Source organism: Polynucleobacter arcticus (assembly GCF_013307205.1).
In the GTDB taxonomy this organism is placed as follows: domain Bacteria; phylum Pseudomonadota; class Gammaproteobacteria; order Burkholderiales; family Burkholderiaceae; genus Polynucleobacter; species Polynucleobacter arcticus.
The window spans coordinates 1,003,138-1,021,832 of record NZ_CP028940.1; the positions used below are offsets into that span (position 1 = coordinate 1,003,138).

General features: G+C 45.8%; 14 protein-coding genes. 8 read left to right on the forward strand and 6 right to left on the reverse strand.

Translation table 11 applies throughout. The features are described from left to right. Position 1 precedes the first annotated feature (1 nt). A complete protein-coding gene (locus tag DN92_RS05070) occupies positions 2-1,462 on the reverse strand; it encodes a glycine betaine ABC transporter substrate-binding protein (protein ID WP_173960227.1) in 1,461 nt (486 codons plus the stop codon). A gap of 139 nt (positions 1,463-1,601) precedes the next feature. Beyond that, a complete protein-coding gene (locus DN92_RS05075; protein WP_173960228.1) occupies positions 1,602-1,955 on the reverse strand; it encodes an HNH endonuclease in 354 nt (117 codons plus the stop codon). Positions 1,956-2,221: 266 nt separating this feature from the next. On the opposite strand from DN92_RS05075, the gene DN92_RS05080 reads away from it, so the two are divergent. The 4 genes from DN92_RS05080 to DN92_RS05095 all read left to right on the forward strand — a co-directional run bounded on the left by DN92_RS05080 (position 2,222) and on the right by DN92_RS05095 (position 5,225). Next, positions 2,222-2,905 (forward strand): haloacid dehalogenase type II, encoded by a 684-nt coding sequence (locus DN92_RS05080; RefSeq protein ID WP_173960229.1) that lies wholly within the window; start codon positions 2,222-2,224, stop codon positions 2,903-2,905. Between the two features lie 33 nt (positions 2,906-2,938). Beyond that, complete coding sequence (locus DN92_RS05085; RefSeq protein WP_173960230.1) at positions 2,939-3,433, forward strand: DM13 domain-containing protein; 495 nt, start codon at positions 2,939-2,941, stop codon at positions 3,431-3,433. A gap of 47 nt (positions 3,434-3,480) precedes the next feature. Beyond that, on the forward strand, positions 3,481-4,452 hold the full coding sequence (gene msrP / locus DN92_RS05090; protein WP_173960231.1) for a protein-methionine-sulfoxide reductase catalytic subunit MsrP: 972 nt from the start codon (positions 3,481-3,483) through the stop codon (positions 4,450-4,452). Positions 4,453-4,541: 89 nt separating this feature from the next. After that, positions 4,542-5,225 carry a glutathione S-transferase family protein gene (locus DN92_RS05095; protein ID WP_173960232.1) on the forward strand — a complete coding sequence of 228 codons (684 nt, stop codon included), beginning with the start codon at positions 4,542-4,544 and terminating at the stop codon, positions 5,223-5,225. A gap of 43 nt (positions 5,226-5,268) precedes the next feature. Here DN92_RS05095 and DN92_RS05100 read toward each other — a convergent pair whose 3' ends face one another. From DN92_RS05100 to DN92_RS05115, 4 genes are read right to left on the reverse strand one after another with little or no spacing between them, the layout of a single operon-like run. Beyond that, complete coding sequence (locus tag DN92_RS05100) at positions 5,269-7,395, reverse strand: M3 family metallopeptidase (protein ID WP_173960233.1); 2,127 nt, start codon at positions 7,393-7,395, stop codon at positions 5,269-5,271. Positions 7,396-7,448: 53 nt separating this feature from the next. Beyond that, positions 7,449-8,303: a bifunctional methylenetetrahydrofolate dehydrogenase/methenyltetrahydrofolate cyclohydrolase FolD gene (folD, locus tag DN92_RS05105; RefSeq protein WP_173960234.1), complete on the reverse strand. Its 855-nt coding sequence runs from the start codon at positions 8,301-8,303 to the stop codon at positions 7,449-7,451. Positions 8,304-8,342: 39 nt separating this feature from the next. Next, complete coding sequence (locus DN92_RS05110; RefSeq protein ID WP_173960235.1) at positions 8,343-8,990, reverse strand: response regulator transcription factor; 648 nt, start codon at positions 8,988-8,990, stop codon at positions 8,343-8,345. 44 nt (positions 8,991-9,034) lie between these two features. Further along, positions 9,035-11,512: a PAS domain-containing sensor histidine kinase gene (locus DN92_RS05115; protein ID WP_173960236.1), complete on the reverse strand. Its 2,478-nt coding sequence runs from the start codon at positions 11,510-11,512 to the stop codon at positions 9,035-9,037. A gap of 204 nt (positions 11,513-11,716) precedes the next feature. On the opposite strand from DN92_RS05115, the gene aceE reads away from it, so the two are divergent. The 4 genes from aceE (at position 11,717) to DN92_RS05135 (ending at position 18,598) form a co-directional block, all read left to right on the forward strand. Then, a complete protein-coding gene (aceE, locus tag DN92_RS05120; protein ID WP_173960237.1) occupies positions 11,717-14,413 on the forward strand; it encodes a pyruvate dehydrogenase (acetyl-transferring), homodimeric type in 2,697 nt (898 codons plus the stop codon). A 15-nt stretch (positions 14,414-14,428) separates the two neighbouring features. Then, on the forward strand, positions 14,429-15,742 hold the full coding sequence (aceF, locus tag DN92_RS05125) for a dihydrolipoyllysine-residue acetyltransferase (protein WP_173960238.1): 1,314 nt from the start codon (positions 14,429-14,431) through the stop codon (positions 15,740-15,742). A gap of 9 nt (positions 15,743-15,751) precedes the next feature. Further along, positions 15,752-17,551, forward strand: coding sequence for a dihydrolipoyl dehydrogenase (gene lpdA / locus DN92_RS05130; protein ID WP_173960239.1), 1,800 nt, complete (start codon positions 15,752-15,754; stop codon positions 17,549-17,551). Between the two features lie 159 nt (positions 17,552-17,710). Next, a complete protein-coding gene (locus DN92_RS05135; RefSeq protein ID WP_173960240.1) occupies positions 17,711-18,598 on the forward strand; it encodes a DMT family transporter in 888 nt (295 codons plus the stop codon). The last annotated feature ends 97 nt before the right edge of the window (positions 18,599-18,695 follow it).

Genomic DNA, 18,695 nt, shown 5'->3' on the forward strand with positions numbered 1-18,695 from the left:
TTTAGACGTCACTGAGCTTACGTTTCGGTGTCAGGATGACTTGAGCAAGCAGAGCCAAAATAGCGGCCGGTATTGCTCCGGCAAGCATCAGCGCATGGTCGTTTACGGCAAGTCCTGCCACTATTCGGTCGCCAAATCCACCGGCACCTACGAGCGCCGCAAGGGTGCAGGTACCAACGCCAATCACCGTTGCTGACGCTAAACCAGCCATGATGATTGGTTTTGCAAATGGAAGCTCGATAAAAAATAACAGTTGCCACTCTTTGCAGCCAAGAGCCAAAGCTGCTTCTTTTAGACTCGATGGAACCTTCATCAAGCTAATGTAGGTCGCATTCACAATCGGTAACAGGCCATAGATAAATAAAGCCAAAATGGCTGGTACAGCACCGATTTGGTCTAGTACGGCGATCAAAATAGTAAGTAATGCGAGTGAGGGTATGGTTTGTAAGACACTCACACACCCCAAAATCCACGATGCAGAGAAGGGCCGGCGGTATGCAAGAATACCGAGAGGAATTCCGACCAGAAGGGCCATCGTTGAGGAGATAGCTACTAGCAGAACATGGGCTCGAAGGGCTGTAAAAAAATCTGGACCAAAAAGTAACTTAAAAAACCTAGAGAACTGCGAAGGATTAACTTGCTCATCAACAGATGCATTTAAAAACCCGCGCGCTACTTTTTCAAAACTAAGTCCAGATTCTGCTAGTCCATTGAGCTTTGCCATAGAGACTTCATTCAATGACCCAGTTAACGAGTCTAAGGGCTTCTCATTGAAATTAGAGCGCATCAACAGTACTGCATCGTAACGAGGAAATGCTTGCCTGTCATCTTCCAGTAGAACTAGTCTTTGCCGTGCAATCGCTGCATCAGTGGAGTAAGCATCAACAATATCGGCATCACCACGTACGAGAGCATCGTAGGCTAAGCCATGTTCCAGCACTTTCCCTGATTTATTTTTTAGGTCGTAAGTCTGCACAAGAGCAGGCCAGCCATCAGTCCTAGTCTTAAATTCTGGAGATAAGGCGATCCGAAGGGCAGATTGTTGCTTGGCTGTCAGGTTTGCAATATCACTAATTTTCTTAATACCTAGCGCACTTGCTTGTTCTGATCTCATAGCAAGTGCATAAGTATTATTAAAGCCTAACGGTATACCAACCTTTAATCCCTGAGGTTTGAGCCAGCCATTGAGCTGGCTCAATGAGGCTTCGGTCTCCGATCGTTTTAATATTTCTCGCAGAATGGTACCGGTGTATTCCGGGTAAACATCAATCTGACCTGTTTTTAGTGCTTGAACAACAATTGCAGTGTTGCCAAGACCTTGTCGATGTTCAGCTTGTATTCCAGCATCACGCAATTTGAGCTTAATCAATTCTCCAAGGACATAGCTTTCCGTAAACCGCTTTGAGCCAACTACGGTAGTTTTTTCCGTAGGTTGAGCCAATACTGAGCAGCTCAAGGCCATCCCTATATATAAACTGGCTTTAATCAATGCTAAGGGGGCATACTTTCTAAAATACAAACGAGATCAACCGTGGTGTAATTGCAATCACCCATAATAAAAGCCCTTGGGTAAATTTGCTTACTAGAAAGATTAAAGGATGCTATTTAGACTTAAGTCTTCGACTTTTACGTGTGCGCTCAAAAAAATTGTCGGGCTTTAGACGAATCCACTGGATAAAACCGCTCATATCAGCCTGTAGCTTGAGTTGTTCAATATCGTTATATTGACGCGCCAGCTCAGTTTCAGTAAAGGTAGCATGAATCTGTCGATGGCAAATGCGGTGCAAAACTACGGTATGACGACCCCCATGGGATTTAGGAATCAGGTGATGCTCATCTCGTTGTGATTTGGGGACGGCTCTGTCGCAAAGCGGGCATATAACTACCTCAGGCAGTAGATCTGTTGAATTACTAAATTCCTCCAGGATGTATTTTTTCTTGATACGCCCAGTCATCGTATTTATAGTCCAAAAAAGCACGTTTAATTAATTTCTAAATCATCTCTTTAAATAATATAGGTAGATCTAATGACTTAGCGCCTCATTTGGTGCATTGAACGCTAATTACATAGTTTCTTCATCATTTGCACTCCAAAGGGCTTGGAATGTCACATCCAATGGGTTGGCCAAGGATCGATTTAGGGGGGGGGCTCATTTTGGATTAGCTTTAATGGTCTTTTTAAACGACAATAAAAATTCACAATAAATGGCTAGAAATAAAAATGTATAAGCTAATTGCTTTTGATGCCTATGGCACATTATTTGATGTCTATTCAATGGGGCAGCTGGCTGAAGAGCTCTTTCCTGGTCACGGTCAAGCATTTGCCTTGATGTGGCGAGATCGCCAAATTGAATACACCCGTCTAGTCACCATGAGCGATCCTAATCCCAGCGGTAGCAAGCACTATCTCCCTTTTTGGGAATTAACGATTCGTTCTTTGCGGTATGTCTGTAAGCGGATGAGTTTAAATCTCACCCCGGAATACGAAAAGCGACTGATGGATCAATATGCCAAGCTCACTGGTTTTGAGGATAGCTTGATTGTTCTAAAAACTATTAAAGAAAAGGGTTTATCAACCGCCATATTGTCTAACGGTAGTAGAGAGATGCTTTCTACTGTCGTGGAGAGCAATGGATTAAAGCCTTACCTTGATCAAGTTGTAACCATAGAAGATATCCGTTTATTTAAAACGGATCCTCAAGCTTATGGACTTTTATTAAAAGCCTTTCCCATCAAAAAAGAAGAAGTGCTGTTTGTATCCAGTAATGCATGGGATGCTCTAGCGGCTAAATGGTATGGCTTTGACGTGTTTTGGGTCAATCGCTTGGGTCACCCCTTTGAAGAGATTGGTGAAAAGCCAAACTATGAAGGCAATTCGTTGAGCAAAGTATTGGCAGTGGTTTAATTTCCTGCGGGAAAAATTCATGCGAGGTCTTAAATGAAAAAAGTAAATATCCTTCTGGTGAGCGTTTTAATATTGCTTCCCATTTCAGTAAGCGCCCAAATTCTTGATGCAATCCGCGGCCACGTTCAAGACCTGAAGGTGCGCTTTGATGATCATCAAAAAATTGAAGGTGACATTATTAAGCGGGGGCAAATTGACAAAAGTGCAAAGGGTCAAGATTTAATACACAACTCCTCTGGTGAGTGGCAATTAGTCAAAGTGGGCAACCAATTATTTTTACAATCCAGCGAAGACTTTAGATCAAGTCCTGGGCCTGACTATCATATTTATATCAGTAGTAAGCCTGCCATTAAAGATAATGATGAGTTCAGCTCCCAACAGATTGAAGTCAGTCGTATTAAAAAGCCGAATGGCGCCGCATTCTATCTTTTAAAGACTCAAGATCCTGATGACGTCAGCAGCATGTTAATTTGGTGTAAGCAGTTTAAAGAGTACATCGGGTCGGCAGATTTACGATCAGTGAAGTAGGCCAAATTACTCACACGTTATTAGTCAAGCCGAGACAAGGATAAAAAATGCATTTTTATACAGATCGAAGCATTCAATCATCTGACATCACACCAAGAGAAGTCTTTGAAGGGCGAAGAGAAATACTAAAGACAGCTGCCGCGGGTAGCATGGGTCTTCTACTTGCTTCATGGGCAAGTCGTGATGCTTTAGCTTCTAATCCTGAGTCACAAAGACTTCCAGCAACTCTTAATTCTTTATTTTCAGCAAAAGATGATTTAACTAGTTTTAAAGACGTCACTACCTACAATAACTTTTACGAGTTTGGTACCTCCAAATCCAATCCTGCCTCACGCGCGCACACCTTGAAAACCCGTCCATGGACTCTGACAGTGGAGGGCTTGGTTAAAAAACCTACTGAATTTAGCTTAGATGACTTACTCAAGCTTGCCCCTATGGAGGAGCGTATTTACCGTATGCGCTGCGTGGAGGGTTGGTCCATGGTCATTCCATGGGATGGTTATCCATTATCCAAATTGCTGAAGAAAGTTGAGCCACTGGGGTCTGCAAAGTATGTGGAATTTACCTCTTTGGCAGATCCAAAGCAAATGCCGGGACTTAAAAACCCTGTATTACGCTGGCCTTATACAGAAGGCTTGCGCTTAGACGAGGCCATGAATGCATTAACCCTGTTGAGCTTTGGTATCTATGGTGAGATGATGCCCAATCAAAATGGCGCACCCGTACGATTAGTAGTGCCCTGGAAGTACGGATTTAAAAGCGCTAAATCGATTGTCAAAATTCGCCTATTAGAGGAGCAGCCTGCAACTAGTTGGAATATTTTTAATCCACGTGAATATGGTTTTTATTCCAACGTAAATCCTACGGTTGCCCATCCGCGCTGGACTCAGTCTACCGAGCGACGAATTGACGATAGCGCTCGATTACTTACGCCAAGACTTAAAACAGCGCTATTTAATGGCTATGAAGAACAGGTTGCCCGTATGTATGCGGGGATGGACTTGAAAAAGTACTACTAAATCGAAATCCCATCGCCACAGCAGCTATTCAGGTTTCAACTTGCTTTTAACCAACTATTATTAAAGCTTCTCAATCTCAGGAATACATCATGCTCAAACTCTACTATCACCCATCACCCAATCCAGTAAAAGTAGCCCTCTATTTAGAAGAGACCAACACTCCATATGAAATTATGGTGACAGATACCCGCAAGGGCGATCAACACACACCAGAATTTAGAGCGCTTAATCCCAATGGTAAAACGCCTGTTTTAGTCGATGGCGACATTACGGTGTTTGATAGCAATGCCATCATGCTGTACTTGGGCGAGAAGATTGGCAAGTTCATGCCAGCAAATACCCCGCAGACACATGCCCAGCTTTACTCGTGGCTCATGTTTGTAGCTACTGGTATTGGACCGTATTGTGGGCAGGCCGTTCACTTTAAGCACTTTGCTCCAGAGCCAAAAGAATACGCGGTTAATCGCTATGACTTTGAGGCTTGGCGTCATTGGCTCTTAATTGAGGAGCGCTTATCTCAACAGACTTATATGCTCGATGAATACAGTATTGTGGACATGTCAGTTTGGGGCTGGGCTAGAGTGATTCCTTTTGTACTGGGGGAAGGTGCCTGGGAAAAGCTGCCCAGCGTAAAGCGCTTGCTCGATGAAATCAATGCCAAGCCCAGCGCTCAAGCTGTGGAGGCCATTAAGACAAAGTACACCTTCAAAACTGAAGTAGATGAAGAGTCAAGAAAGAACCTATTCCCCAGCAATGAGCGCCTTAAGAAGTAGGATGAGTTTATGCCCGACATTTACTGCCGGATACTTTTAAATACTAGGCTAAGCCCCCATGACGAAGTAAAGCATCAATACTGGGTTCTCTGCCGCGGAAGGCTTTGAAAGATTCCGCAGCAGGGCGGCTACCGCCCACCTCCAGAATTTCTTGTCTGTAGCGTGTACCTGTTTCAGTGTCCAATACACTGCCTGTCAGCTTAGCGGCTTCTTCAAACGCAGCATATGCATCGGCAGAGAGTACTTCTGCCCACTTGTAGCTGTAGTAACCAGCTGCGTAGCCACCAGCAAAGATATGGCTAAAGGAATTAATCCAGCGCGAGAGTGCTGGCTGCGGGATGATGTTGTATTCGTTGGCGATGGCTCTAGAAGCATCTAATACGGCATGGCCCTTTGCGTTGCTTGCATCAAAGCGTGAATGTAAGCGCCAATCTGTTAATGACATGATCACTTGACGAAGTGTACCCAAGCCATTTTGGAAATTCTTAGCAGCCAGCATTTTTTCAAATAAGGCTTTAGGTAAGGGTTCACCTGTTTGGGCATGTGCAGTCATTTTCTCTAGTACTTCCCATTCCCAGCAGAAGTTTTCCATAAACTGACTTGGTAATTCCACGGCATCCCATTCAACGCCATTAATTCCTGAGACACCTAAAGCACTTACTTGAGTGAGTAGGTGATGTAATCCATGCCCGCTCTCATGGAAGAGGGTGATGACATCATCATGAGTAATAGTAGGTTGGCGCATGACACCGTCAACCTTCACAGGCGATGCAAAGTTACACACTAAATATGCTACCGGTATCTGAATCTCTCCATTCGGTAATTCTCGACGACCACGAGCATCATCCATCCAGGCGCCGCCACGCTTACCAGGGCGGGCATAGGGATCTAGGTAGAAGTAGGCTCGTATGTTTCCAGATTGATCCTTAACAGCAAACGATTGCACATCAGCATGCCAAATGGGTAAGTCAGCAGCTTCAATCTTGACAGCAAAGAGCGTTTGAATCACTTCGAATAAGCCATCCAATACTTTGGGTAACGGGAAGTATTGCTTGAGCTCATTTTCAGAAAATGCATAACGCGTTTGCTTCAAGTGCTCAGAGGCAAAAGGTATATCCCAAGGCTCCAGCCCCTTTGCCAGCCCCAGCTCGGCCTTTGAAAACTCACAAAGAGCTTGCCAATCTTTCTGGGCAAATGGTTTTGACTTGTCAGCAAAGTTGGTAAGAAAGAGATCAACCTCATCTACGGTATTGGCCATCTTTGGTGCAAGGCTCAAGTCCGCGTAATTGGTAAAGCCCAGCATACGAGCCTCTTCATCTCGCAGTCGGAGCTGGTCAAGCATATTTTGGGTGTTATCCCAATCGAGATTGCCTATAGCATATTGCGGTGCTAGCTCAGAAGCGCGGGTGACATAAGCCTGATACATCAGCTTTCGCAGCGCTCTATTTTCTGAATACTGCATGACAGGGTAGTAGGAGGGAAAGTGCAGGGTAAATGCCCAGCCCTGAAGACTCTTTTGCGACGCAAGATCAGCAGCGGCAGCGATAGCATCCTCTGGTAGTCCTGCCAACTCAGTAGCATCTTGAATGACATGAACGAATCCATCTGTTGCATCTAATACGTGATCAGAAAAGGATTTGCCCAACAAAGCCTGTTCATCTTGAATCTCAGAAAACCTTGGTTTTTGAGAATCCGCAAGTTCTGCTCCACCTAGACGAAAATCTCTCAATGAGTTCTCAATCACTTTTTTCTGTGCAGCATTCAGTTTAGAAAAGTCAGCGCTTTGACTAAGCTGCTTGAACTTTTGATAAAGCGCTAGATTTTGCCCTAAGCTTGAGAAGAAGGCAGTGACTTTGGGCATCATCTCACCATAGGCCGCACGAAGTTCAGGTGTATCCGCAACACTATTGAGATGAGAAATTACACCCCAGGATCTACCCAGACTTTCAGTAGCATCCTCCAGAGGCTCGACTAGATCATTCCAGCTTGCAGAGGTGGCAGTATCGACTGCATGATCTACAGCAAGCTGTGCTTGTTTTAGTAGATATTCAATTGCGGGTGCAATGTCACTGGGCTTTATTTCAGAGTAAGCAGCAATCCCTCTACCAAAGGAAATTAATGGATTTTTTTGCAGTTCAGCAGAAGGCTTTGGGGATGTGGAAATAATCATCCCTCAAGCTTAACGGACTGTGAGATTTTTTGTTTAAAGCCCCAGCAATATCTTTAGTGTTTTGCTGCTTTTTCTGCTGCCTCAAGGGTATTCATGAGTAGCATGGTGATAGTCATAGGGCCCACACCACCGGGAACAGGCGTAATCCAGCCGGCAATGTATTTGGCGGTATCAAAGTCAACGTCACCACATAACTTGCCATCAGGTAGGCGATTAATGCCAACGTCGATCACTACTGCACCATTTTTTACCATGTCACCAGAGATCATCTTTGGCTTGCCAGTAGCCACTACCAGAATATCTGCATCTTTAGTATGGTGCGCTAAGTCACGGGTCTTACTATTGCAGATGGTGACAGTGGCGCCAGCTTGAAGCAATAGCATCGCCATTGGCTTACCAACAATATTTGATGCGCCCACTATGACTGCACGTGCTCCACGAATGGGGTAATCAATACTCTCGAGGATCTTCATGCAACCATAAGGCGTACAGGGCTTGAATTCTGGTTGGCCTACCATTAAGGCACCAGCATTAGCCACATGAAAACCATCCACATCTTTTTCTGGAGAAATTGCTTCCAGTACGCGCTCAGCTGCAATATGTTCGGGCAGGGGCAGTTGCACTAGGATGCCATGGATTGTTGGATCGGCATTGAGCATGGCAATTCGAGCTAGCAATGCTTCTTCGCCAAGCTCTAAGGGGTAGCGCTCCAATACAGAATGAAAGCCGACATCCTCGCAAGCTTTGACTTTGTTTCGTACATACACCTGACTAGCAGGATTTTCCCCGACCACAATCACTGCTAGACCAGGCCTAACCCCTTTGGCTGTGACGATTGCGCCACGTGCGGCGATTTCAGTACGAATCTTTTTGGAGAGGGCGACACCATCAAGTAGCTGTGCAGGCATAAGAGTTTAGTAAGCGTGTAGTAAGTATGTAATACGTATTTAGTTAGGCTGCGGATCAGAAAGAGCCAAGCGTAGCAGATCAGCTACGGTATTGACGTTGAGCTTCTCCATGATGTTGGCGCGATGCGCCTCTACTGTTTTGATGGAGATGCCAAGATCATCCGCAATCTGCTTATTCAAGCGTCCGGCCACGATGCGTTCGAGTACCTGACGTTCTCGACCTGTAAGCTTGCTTAAGAGGCTTTGGGTCACCTTGCGATTACTAGCTTGCGAGTAATCAATACGGGCTTTTGCTAGCATACGATCCACTAAAACACAGAGATCATTTTCTTTAAAAGGCTTTTCAATGAAATCGACTGCACCACGCTTCATGGTGGAGACTGCCATTGAGACATCGCCGTGACCAGTGATAAAGGCGACCGGCATCGGTAGGTTTTCACTAATCAAACGCTCTTGTAATTCGAGGCCAGACATGCCAGACATTCTGACGTCTAAGATAGCGCAGGAGATTGTCGACTTATCTGTACTTTGTAGGGACTGCAAGAATCGCTCGGCACTGGCATGACAGCGCACAACATAGCCGTTGCTCTCTAGTAACCAAGTGAGGGAGTCGCGAACCGCCTCATCGTCATCTACAACATAAACCACTTCAGCTTGGCTGGGTTTGGCGGTAGCACTGATATTCATATTCGCTCTCACAGATAAATCAAAAAAATGCATCAATAAGCCAGTTACCCCAAAGAGCCCGGGGATTCTAAGGGCAATAGTATTGTAAAGGTGCAACCAGAAATCTTGGTATGTTCTGCGTCCATACGATTTTTTGCCATAAGGCGCCCTTGATGGGATTCAATGACGGACCGGCAGATATTCAAACCCATGCCCATTCCATCGTTTTTAGTGCTGAAAAAGGGCTCAAAAATGCGCTCAATGACAGATTCTGGGATTCCGCCGCCGTTATCAGTGACTTGAATGCGCAGCATCGCCGGGAAGGTGCTGGTATCAAGATCTGCTGATATCTGAACTGGAGGAGCTGTCCAGCGGGAGGAGAGGGGGTAAACCTCCCTTAGGCTATCAAGAGAGTTCTTTAGAAGATTGACCAAGACCTGCAGAATTAATACGGGGTCTAGGTCAACCTGAGGTAAATTTTGGGCAAGTTCCGTGCTGATGCTGAGTCGATGTCGATGAGCCTCAATTTCCACTAAACCAACGGCATCATGAATGATTTCACTGATGTCGCAGGATTTACGTTGCGGCTCACTACGCTTTACAAAGCCCTTGATGCGTTGAATGATGGTTCCGGCACGATGCGCTTGATCAGAAGCTTTTTGTAGTGCGGGCAAAATATCTTTTTGTAAAACGGGATCGAGCTGTCCTTGCAATCGTTTTACTACGCCCATGCAATAGTTGGAGATTGCAGCAAGAGGTTGGTTTAATTCGTGGGCTAATGAGGAGGCCATTTCACCCATAGTAGTTAAGCGACTAGTAAATTGCATACGCTCTTCTTGTTGTCGAGCTAAATCATCCGCCTCGATACGTATCGTAATATCGGTTGCGATGAGCAGTTGTGCTAGGTGCCCATCCACCCAAGGGACAAAACGTCTGCGGACTTCATACCATTTTAAAGTTCCAGTAGCCTCATCAAGTAATTGAATTTCTTCTGATTCAGACTCTTGATTTGCTGCATCAATCTGATGTTGGTGTATGTCACCACCAGCTAATTCGAAATGGCCCTTAGCAGTATTGCCAAAACGTTCCCGATAGAAGCGATTTGTAAATAGCAATTCTCCGGTCTGATCTGAGACTACTGAAACGGCTGCATCCAAACCTTCAAGCACAGTGACAAAGCGCTCCTGTGAGGCTGCCAATTCTTCACGAATCTTTTTTGGTTCTGAGATATCAATTAATGAGGTTACCCAGCCAGTCTGGAAACCCTTCTCATTAATTAAGGGTGCAATAAAGGTTCGTGTCTGAATGACTTGACCATTGCGGTGAATGATTGCACCCTCGATACCCACTTTTCCATCCTGATTTAGCTCTAAGGTTAGGGCTTTATCCATTTTTTCAGTAAGCTCACCTTTTTGCCCCTCTGGCCAAAAGGCAAAGGGAGGTTTCAGCCCGATGAGCTCCTCTGCTGACCAGCCCGTCATCTCGCAAAACGCAGGATTGACATAGGTAATCGCTTTCTTCATGTCGTGAGCACGAATTCCCACTGGGGTGGAGTTTTCCATCGCGCTTCGAAAATTCGTCTCTGCTCGAAGATTGGCCTCTGCCTCTTGCCTTACTTGCATTTGCTTTAATACTGACCAAAGGCTCCAAATCACAAATGCACTTAATCCCAAGACCACGCCAATGAGCATTCTGAAAGTCAAATTGGTAGCCGGTGGATAGGTATCAATTCTGAGAATGAGATTGGGGCTGAGTACACCAATATCTAGGCTAGTTTGGTTACTAAAGGCGCGTCTTGGCGTATTTTTATCAGAGGATATAGCGAGCAACTTTTCACCATCTGTCATGAGCGTAAACCGGTATTGCCCTTTGAGTTCTCCGGGGATCATTTCAAGCAGTCCCTGGGTTGTATACAGTATCGCCACCATACCTTTGACTTCACTTCCATAGAGCTGGGGGACGACCTGCCAAAATACATTGCGAATTTCTTTAGAGACAAGCTCTTCGCTTGGAACTTCCAGCGAAACGAACTGACTAAAAGCCGGCCGATTGGTTGCAGCGCTGAGCTCAATCGTCTTACTTAGCGCCTGACTCATTGCACCAGCATTCTCTTTTTTATAAAACCAATCTGTTTTTAAGTTGTTCGGTGGCACTTTCCACTGACGTTGACCTTCAGTATTGATCCAAATGAATTGCACAATTTCATGATTACTTTGCAGTAAATTTTCTGCCTCAATAACGATGTTGTCTTTTGATTTGCTGGACTCACCAGTACTGACATAGTCTCTCCCGATGGATTGCAGAACTTCGGTATTGTTTGCAAAACGTAGCTGAATGCGTTGTTTTGCAAAGGAGAGCTCTCTAAATAAGGCCGCCTCTTGCTGACTTTTTTCCTGAAGCTGAAGGGTGCCCATAATTACACCCATCACTACAGTGAATAGCACGATTGCTAGTAATGGGGTGTAGACAAGCTTAAAACCCCGTATCCGACGGGCCCACTTTACGGTTTTCAGTTGCGAGATAGCAAAAACGATTTTTTTCATGTAATTTGCCTTATTTTGCCTGATTGCTATCTTTATCTCACCCACTAACAAGCCCTGTGCCTGTTATTTGCGCTGCAACAAATTCTCATATAGTGAGAAAAGTTATCATTATGTGGAAAATTGCTTGTTTACACCCATAGACCTTCCTAGAATATTGCCTATAGAGTGAATCGATAACACCAATGTAATTAACGGAGGCAGTTTATGGCAGCAGTTCCAGATCAAATTTTGGGTAGCGCAGGAAAACAAGATGCGGATCCAGGTGAAACTCAAGAGTGGTTACAGGCACTTGATGGTGTTATTCGCAATGAGGGTCCAGCAAGAGCTGCCTATCTTATCGACCAGCAGATTTCGCATGCACGAGTCAATGGTGTCAGTCAGCCATTCCATGCAGAGACACCCTATATCAACACGATTCCAGTGGAGCAGCAAGCACGCTTACCGGGTGACCAGAATGTAGAGCACCGCATTCGTTCATACACCCGTTGGAATGCGATGGCTATGGTCTTACGCGCCAATAAAGATACTAACGTTGGTGGACATATTTCTTCCTTCCAGTCGGCGGCTACTTTGTATGACGTTGGCTTTAATCATTTCTGGCATGCGCCATCTCCTGATCATGGCGGTGATCTCATATTTGTTCAAGGACATTCAGCGCCTGGTATTTATGCCCGCGCTTATATGTTGGGACGCTTATCCGATGAGCAACTAAATAATTTCCGTCAAGAAGTTGGCGGCAATGGTATTTCAAGCTACCCGCATCCTTGGTTGATGCCTGATTTCTGGCAGTTTCCAACCGTATCTATGGGTCTTGGGCCGATCATGGCGATTTACCAAGCTCGATTTATGCGCTATATGCAGGACCGTGGTTTTATCAAAGCCGAAGGTCGTAAGGTTTGGGCTTTCTTAGGTGATGGTGAAACTGACGAACCAGAATCACTAGGCGCAATCGGTATGGCTGGCCGTGAAAAATTAGATAACCTGATTTTTGTTGTGAACTGTAATTTGCAACGTCTTGATGGTCCCGTTCGTGGAAACGGCAAGATTATTCAAGAGCTTGAAAGTGAATTCCGTGGTTCAGGGTGGAACGTCATCAAAGTGGTTTGGGGTGGGCATTGGGATGCCTTATTTGCACGCGACAAGAAGGGCATCTTGATGCAACGTCTCGGCGAAATCGTCGATGGCGAGTATCAAACCATGAAAGCTAAAAGTGGCGCTTATGTTCGTGAGATTGTATTTAATACACCAGAGCTCAAAGCCTTAGTGAGCGATTGGAGTGATGATGAGATCTGGCAACTGAATCGTGGTGGTCATGATCCTCACAAAGTATTTGCATCCTTTTACTCAGCCGTTAACCACAAAGATCAACCTACCGTTATTTTGGCTCACACCATTAAAGGCTACGGCATGGGTAGTTCAGGTGAGGCAATGAATATTGCACACCAAGCCAAGAAAATGAATGCGGATGACGTTCGTCGTTTCCGCGACCGCTTTGAGATTCCTGTTAAGGATGATCAGTTAGATGAATTGCCTTTAGTAAAATTTGCTGATGGCAGTCCTGAGCTTGAGTACATGAAAGCTCGCCGTCAGGAGCTCGGTGGTTACTTGCCCCAACGTCGTATGAAAGCGGAAAGCCTCCCGGTTCCTGCTCTGGATGTATTTGGTCCGCTGTTAGAGGCTACAACTGAAGGCCGTGAAATTTCTACGACCATGGCCTTTGTTCGCATCCTGAATACGATTGTTCGCGACAAGGTGATCGGTAAACGTGTGGTGCCGATTGTTCCGGATGAGTCACGTACATTCGGTATGGAAGGTATGTTCCGCCAGTTAGGTATTTGGAGCCAGTTGGGTCAGCTGTACACGCCAGAAGATCATGATCAATTGATGTTCTACAAGGAAGACAAGACAGGCCAGATTTTGCAAGAGGGTATTAACGAAGCTGGCGGTATGTGCGATTGGATTGCTGCTGCAACTTCCTACTCTACTCATGGTGTACCGATGTTGCCTTTCTACATCTTCTATTCCATGTTTGGCTTCCAACGTATTGGTGACTTGTGTTGGGCTGCCGGTGATATGCGTAGTCGCGGCTTCTTATTGGGTGGCACTGCAGGTAGAACTACATTGAACGGTGAAGGTCTTCAGCATGAAGATGGTCACAGTCAAGTATGGAGCTCTGCAATTCCAAACTGTATTAGTTATGACCCTTCGTTCTCATTTGAGGTGGCTGTAGTTATTCAGGATGGTATGCGTCGCATGCTCGCCGATCAAGAGGATGTCTACTACTACATCACTTTGATGAATGAAAACTATGCTCATCCAGCAATGCCAAAGGGCGCTGAGCAAGACATTATTAAAGGGATGTACAAACTGAAATCCGTTGGTGATGCGAATGCGAAATTGCGCGTACAACTTCTGGGTTCAGGCACCATCTTCCGAGAAGTAGTCGAGGCCGCTGAACTATTACACAAGGATTGGGGCGTAGCTTCGGATCTGTGGGGTTGTCCAAGCTTTACGGAGTTGGGCCGTGATTGGAATGCAGCTCACCGCAATAATTTATTGAACCCAACTGTAGCGCCAGCTTTATCTCATGTAGAAAAATGCCTTAAAGACACTGTCGGTCCCATCATTGCTGCAACGGATTATGTGCGTTTATTTGCCGAGCAAATTCGCCCAGCTATTCAACATATGGGTCGTCGCTTCGAGGTATTGGGCACGGATGGTTTTGGCCGTTCTGATACTCGTGAAAAATTACGCGACTTCTTTGAAGTGGATCGTCGTTGGGTTGTCCTTACAGCATTACGCTCCTTAGTCGATGCAGGGCAGCTTGATCGTCAAAAGCTTGCTGAAGCAATTCAGAAATACGAAATCGACACCACCAAACCCAATCCAATGACGGTTTGATAAGAGATAAATACTATGAGCCAATTAATTGATATTAAAGTCCCGGATATTGGGGATTACTCAGGCGTACCAGTGATCGAAGTCTTGGTAAAAGTCGGTGATCTCATTGAGAAAGAGCAGTCTATTGTTGTCCTTGAGTCAGATAAGGCGACTATGGATGTGCCATCATCACACTCCGGTGTGGTGAAAGAAGTCAAAGTCAAAGTAGGTGACTCTATTTCTGAAGGCGCTGTTGTTTTAGTTTTAGAGGAGAGTGGCGAGGCGGTTGCACCAGCTGCGGCGATAGTGCCTACTGTTCCCACAGTAGCGAAAGCTGAGCCAGTGTCAGCACCCGCACCAAAAGTTGAGCCGCCGATTGTGCGTGCCCCAACACCCGCTCCTGTTAGCGACACACCCGTAGTTGTAGACCCAACAGCAAGTCATGCTAGCCCCTCAGTGCGCAAGTTTGCCCGTGAGCTTGGAGTTGCCGTTCATCAGGTAACCGGTACAGGTCCAAAAGGAAGAATTACTCAAGAGGACGTACAGGCATTCATCAAGGCGGCCATGAGTGGCGGCGCTGTAAACAGTACTAACGCGACTGGCGGAAGCTTAGGTGGTCTGAATTTAATTCCTTGGCCTAAGGTTGATTTTTCTAAATTTGGTGAGACTGAGCGTCAGCCATTAAATCGGATCAAGAAACTTACCGCAGCGAACTTAGGACGTAACTGGGTCATGATTCCTGCGGTGACTTATCACGAAGATGCTGACATTACGGATTTAGAGGCATTTAGAGTACTTACGAATAAAGAGAATGAAAAGCAGGGAATCAAAATTACCATGCTGGCTTTCCTGATGAAGGCTGCCGTTGCAGCGCTGAAGAAATATCCTGAGTTCAACAGCTCTCTTGATGGCGATGATTTGGTTTTGAAGAAGTATTTCAATATTGCTTTTGCTGCAGACACTCCTAATGGTTTAGTTGTGCCGGTGATTCGTGATGCTGATAAAAAAGGCATTTTTGAGCTTGCTCGCGAAACATCAGAGCTTGCCGCCTTAGCGCGTGATGGCAAATTAAAGCCAGATCAAATGCAGGGCGCTAGCTTCACTATTTCCTCATTGGGTGGTATCGGTGGCACCTATTTCTCGCCAATCGTCAATGCTCCTGAGGTGGCAATTCTGGGAGTGAGCAAGGCTGCTATGAAACCCGTTTGGGATGGCAAGCAATTTGTTCCGCGCTTAATCTGTCCATTGTCATTAAGTGCCGACCATCGTGTCATTGATGGTGCTTTAGCAACCCGTTTTAGTGTGTATATCGCTCAGCTCATGTCCGACTTCCGTCGTGCAGCGCTGTAAGGAAAAGAGATGGCTAAGCAAATAATTCTTGTTCCAGATATTGGCGACTATACAGATGTGCCGGTAATTGAAGTACTCATCAAAGTGGGTGATGTCATTGAAAAAGAGCAGCCTCTACTGGTGCTCGAGTCCGATAAGGCTACGATGGAAGTTCCTGCTGATACAGCAGGAACCATTCTGAGTATTTCCGTTAAGGCGGGCGATAAAGTTGGTAAGGGCAGCATTGTTGCTGAAGTAGAGACGGGTGCTGTAGCTACACCTCAGGCAGTAGCCCCGGTTTCGCCTTTAGCACCCCCAGCTCCAATTACACCGCCAGTAGCTATTCCAGCGATTAGCGCCCCAAGCGCTGGTCAATATAGCGGCAAGGTAGATCACGAGTGCGAAGTATTGGTACTTGGTGCCGGCCCAGGTGGTTATAGCGCGGCATTCCGCAGTGCTGATCTCGGTAAGAGCACCATTTTGGTTGAGCGTTATGCCAAATTAGGCGGCGTTTGCTTAAATGTAGGTTGCATCCCCTCTAAGGCTTTATTACATACAACCTCCGTCATGGATGAAGTCAAAACGATGTCAAAGCATGGCATTAGTTATGGCGCTCCCAAGATTGAAATTGATCAATTGCGTGGCTATAAAGACTCGGTCATTGCTAAGTTAACTGGCGGATTGGCCGGTATGGCTAAAGCGCGTAAGGTGTCCGTAGTGCGAGGTCTTGGCCGCTTCTTGGATGCTAATCACGTTGAGGTTGAACTCACTCAGGGTGATGGGCAAGACTTAGCCGGCAAAAAGGAAGTCGTGCGTTTTCAGAGGGCAATCATCGCAGCGGGAAGTCAACCCGTAAAGTTACCATTCTTACCGGAAGACCCGCGCATTGTAGATAGTACTGGGGCCTTGTTGCTCAAGAGTATTCCAAAGCGTATGTTAGTTATTGGTGGCGGCATCATCGGCTTGGAGATGGCAACTGTATACAGCGGTTTAGGCTCACGCATTGATATTGCTGAAATGATGGATGGCTTGATGGCTGGTGCCGATCGTGATTTAGAAAAGGTTTGGGAGAAGTTTAATGCCGGCCGTTTTGAAAACATCATGCTGAAAACGCGCGCCACTAAAGCAGAAGTAAAAGCGGATGGTATTCAAGTCAGCTTCGAGGGGGAGAATGCTCCATCTGAGCCACAAATCTACGACCTGGTATTGGTAGCAGTAGGCCGCACTCCTAACGGGAAAAAGATTGATGCTTCTGCTGCCGGTGTGATGGTGGATGAGCGCGGATTTATTTCTGTTGATAATCAAATGCGTACTAATGTGAATACGATCTTTGCCATTGGTGACATTGTTGGTCAACCCATGTTGGCCCACAAGGCTGTGCATGAGGGTCACGTTGCTGCTGAAGTAGCTGCTGGCGAGAAATCCTATTTTGATGCCAAACAGATTCCTTCGGTTGCCTACACCGACCCAGAGGTAGCCTGGGCAGGTTTGACCGAAGATCAATGTAAAGCTCAAGGAATTGCTTACGAAAAAGGTTTATTCCCATGGGCTGCTAGCGGCAGAGCTATTGCCAATGGTCGCGATGAAGGCTTCACTAAACTCATTTTCGATGCCACTAGTAAGCGCATCATTGGTGGTGGAATTGTAGGAACACACGCTGGTGATTTAATTGGTGAAGTGTGCCTTGCAATTGAAATGGGAGCAGATGCAGTTGATATCGGCAAAACTATTCATCCGCACCCTACCTTAGGTGAGTCGGTCGGTTTAGCTGCAGAAGCTGCTCTCGGGCACTGCACTGATTTACCACCAGTCAAAAAGAAAGCGCATTAAAGTATTCATGCTTTCCACTTAGCTGGATATAAAAAGCCCCGAGCGATCGGGGTTTTTTTTCGTTTATCTACTTAAAGACCAATTTCGGGCATCCTGAGTGAAAAAAAGCCTAAAATCGACTATTGATCACAAAAAAATCTCCTATCCAATAAGTCATCTATGACAGTGAAACTTGATGGCCTCATTGCACCGCTATTTGTTCTCATTTGGAGTACTGGCTTTGTTATTGCACGGCTGGCGATGCCCTATGTGGAGCCGGCAACTTTCTTATTTTGGCGTTTTTCCGGGGTTCTCCTTGCCATGGCCTGCCTCAGTGTGGTGTGGCGCATCAGTTGGCCGAGTTGGTCTCAATGTAAACATATTGCGATAGCAGGGATATTGCTTCAGTTTGGCTATCTCCTAGGCGTGTGGTTCGCCGTTCGCCTGGGTATGACCGCTGGGTTAGCAGCCATCATTGTTGGTTTACAGCCTATCTTAACTGCTTGGTTTGCTGCTTGGGTTTCTGAAAAAGTCACTGGACGTCAGTGGATTGGTCTTGGTTTTGGATTTGTAGGTGTCGCTTTAGTAGTAGCTGAAAAAATTGGCTTTGCCCATATTCCACTCTTAAGCTACGTTCTTGCCTTTGCTGCCTTACTGTCGATCACCTTTGGCACTCTCTATCAAAAGAAATTCTGCCCAGTATTTGATCTAAGGGCTGGCTCATCAATTCAGTTTGGAGTATCAGCCGTCCTTTGCTTTATTTGTATGTATTACTTTGAATCCGGCGTTATGGTTTGGAATCCCTCTGTTATTGGGGCTTTACTGTGGGCTATCTTTCCGCTGTCAATCGGATCCATTAGCCTGCTATTCATGATGATCCGCAAGGGGGCAGCAACTAAGGTGACGAGTCTTTTGTACTTAACGCCACCTACGACTGCTGCGATTGCATGGCTCTGGTTTGATGAGCCATTTACCGCAATGATGGCACTGGGCTTATTGCTTACCATGACAGGTGTTGTGCTGGTCAATCGAGGGAAAACTAGCCCTATTGCGACAATTGCGGAATAAGTTGTTGAGTAACGTAGATTTTTTGCTCTTGGCATGTAATAAGTACAGCATAGGCAAAAAAGTAATTATCATTCTGTATGTTTAAAGTTTTGGAAGG

Coding starts and splice junctions, on each gene's coding strand:
- DN92_RS05070 (WP_173960227.1), bottom strand. CDS start 1,462: ATGGCCTTGAGCTGCTCAGTATTGGCTCAACCTACGGAAAAAACTACC.
- DN92_RS05075 (WP_173960228.1), bottom strand. CDS start 1,955: ATGACTGGGCGTATCAAGAAAAAATACATCCTGGAGGAATTTAGTAAT.
- DN92_RS05080 (WP_173960229.1), top strand. CDS start 2,222: ATGTATAAGCTAATTGCTTTTGATGCCTATGGCACATTATTTGATGTC.
- DN92_RS05085 (WP_173960230.1), top strand. CDS start 2,939: ATGAAAAAAGTAAATATCCTTCTGGTGAGCGTTTTAATATTGCTTCCC.
- msrP (WP_173960231.1), top strand. CDS start 3,481: ATGCATTTTTATACAGATCGAAGCATTCAATCATCTGACATCACACCA.
- DN92_RS05095 (WP_173960232.1), top strand. CDS start 4,542: ATGCTCAAACTCTACTATCACCCATCACCCAATCCAGTAAAAGTAGCC.
- DN92_RS05100 (WP_173960233.1), bottom strand. CDS start 7,395: ATGATTATTTCCACATCCCCAAAGCCTTCTGCTGAACTGCAAAAAAAT.
- folD (WP_173960234.1), bottom strand. CDS start 8,303: ATGCCTGCACAGCTACTTGATGGTGTCGCCCTCTCCAAAAAGATTCGT.
- DN92_RS05110 (WP_173960235.1), bottom strand. CDS start 8,990: ATGAATATCAGTGCTACCGCCAAACCCAGCCAAGCTGAAGTGGTTTAT.
- DN92_RS05115 (WP_173960236.1), bottom strand. CDS start 11,512: ATGAAAAAAATCGTTTTTGCTATCTCGCAACTGAAAACCGTAAAGTGG.
- aceE (WP_173960237.1), top strand. CDS start 11,717: ATGGCAGCAGTTCCAGATCAAATTTTGGGTAGCGCAGGAAAACAAGAT.
- aceF (WP_173960238.1), top strand. CDS start 14,429: ATGAGCCAATTAATTGATATTAAAGTCCCGGATATTGGGGATTACTCA.
- lpdA (WP_173960239.1), top strand. CDS start 15,752: ATGGCTAAGCAAATAATTCTTGTTCCAGATATTGGCGACTATACAGAT.
- DN92_RS05135 (WP_173960240.1), top strand. CDS start 17,711: ATGACAGTGAAACTTGATGGCCTCATTGCACCGCTATTTGTTCTCATT.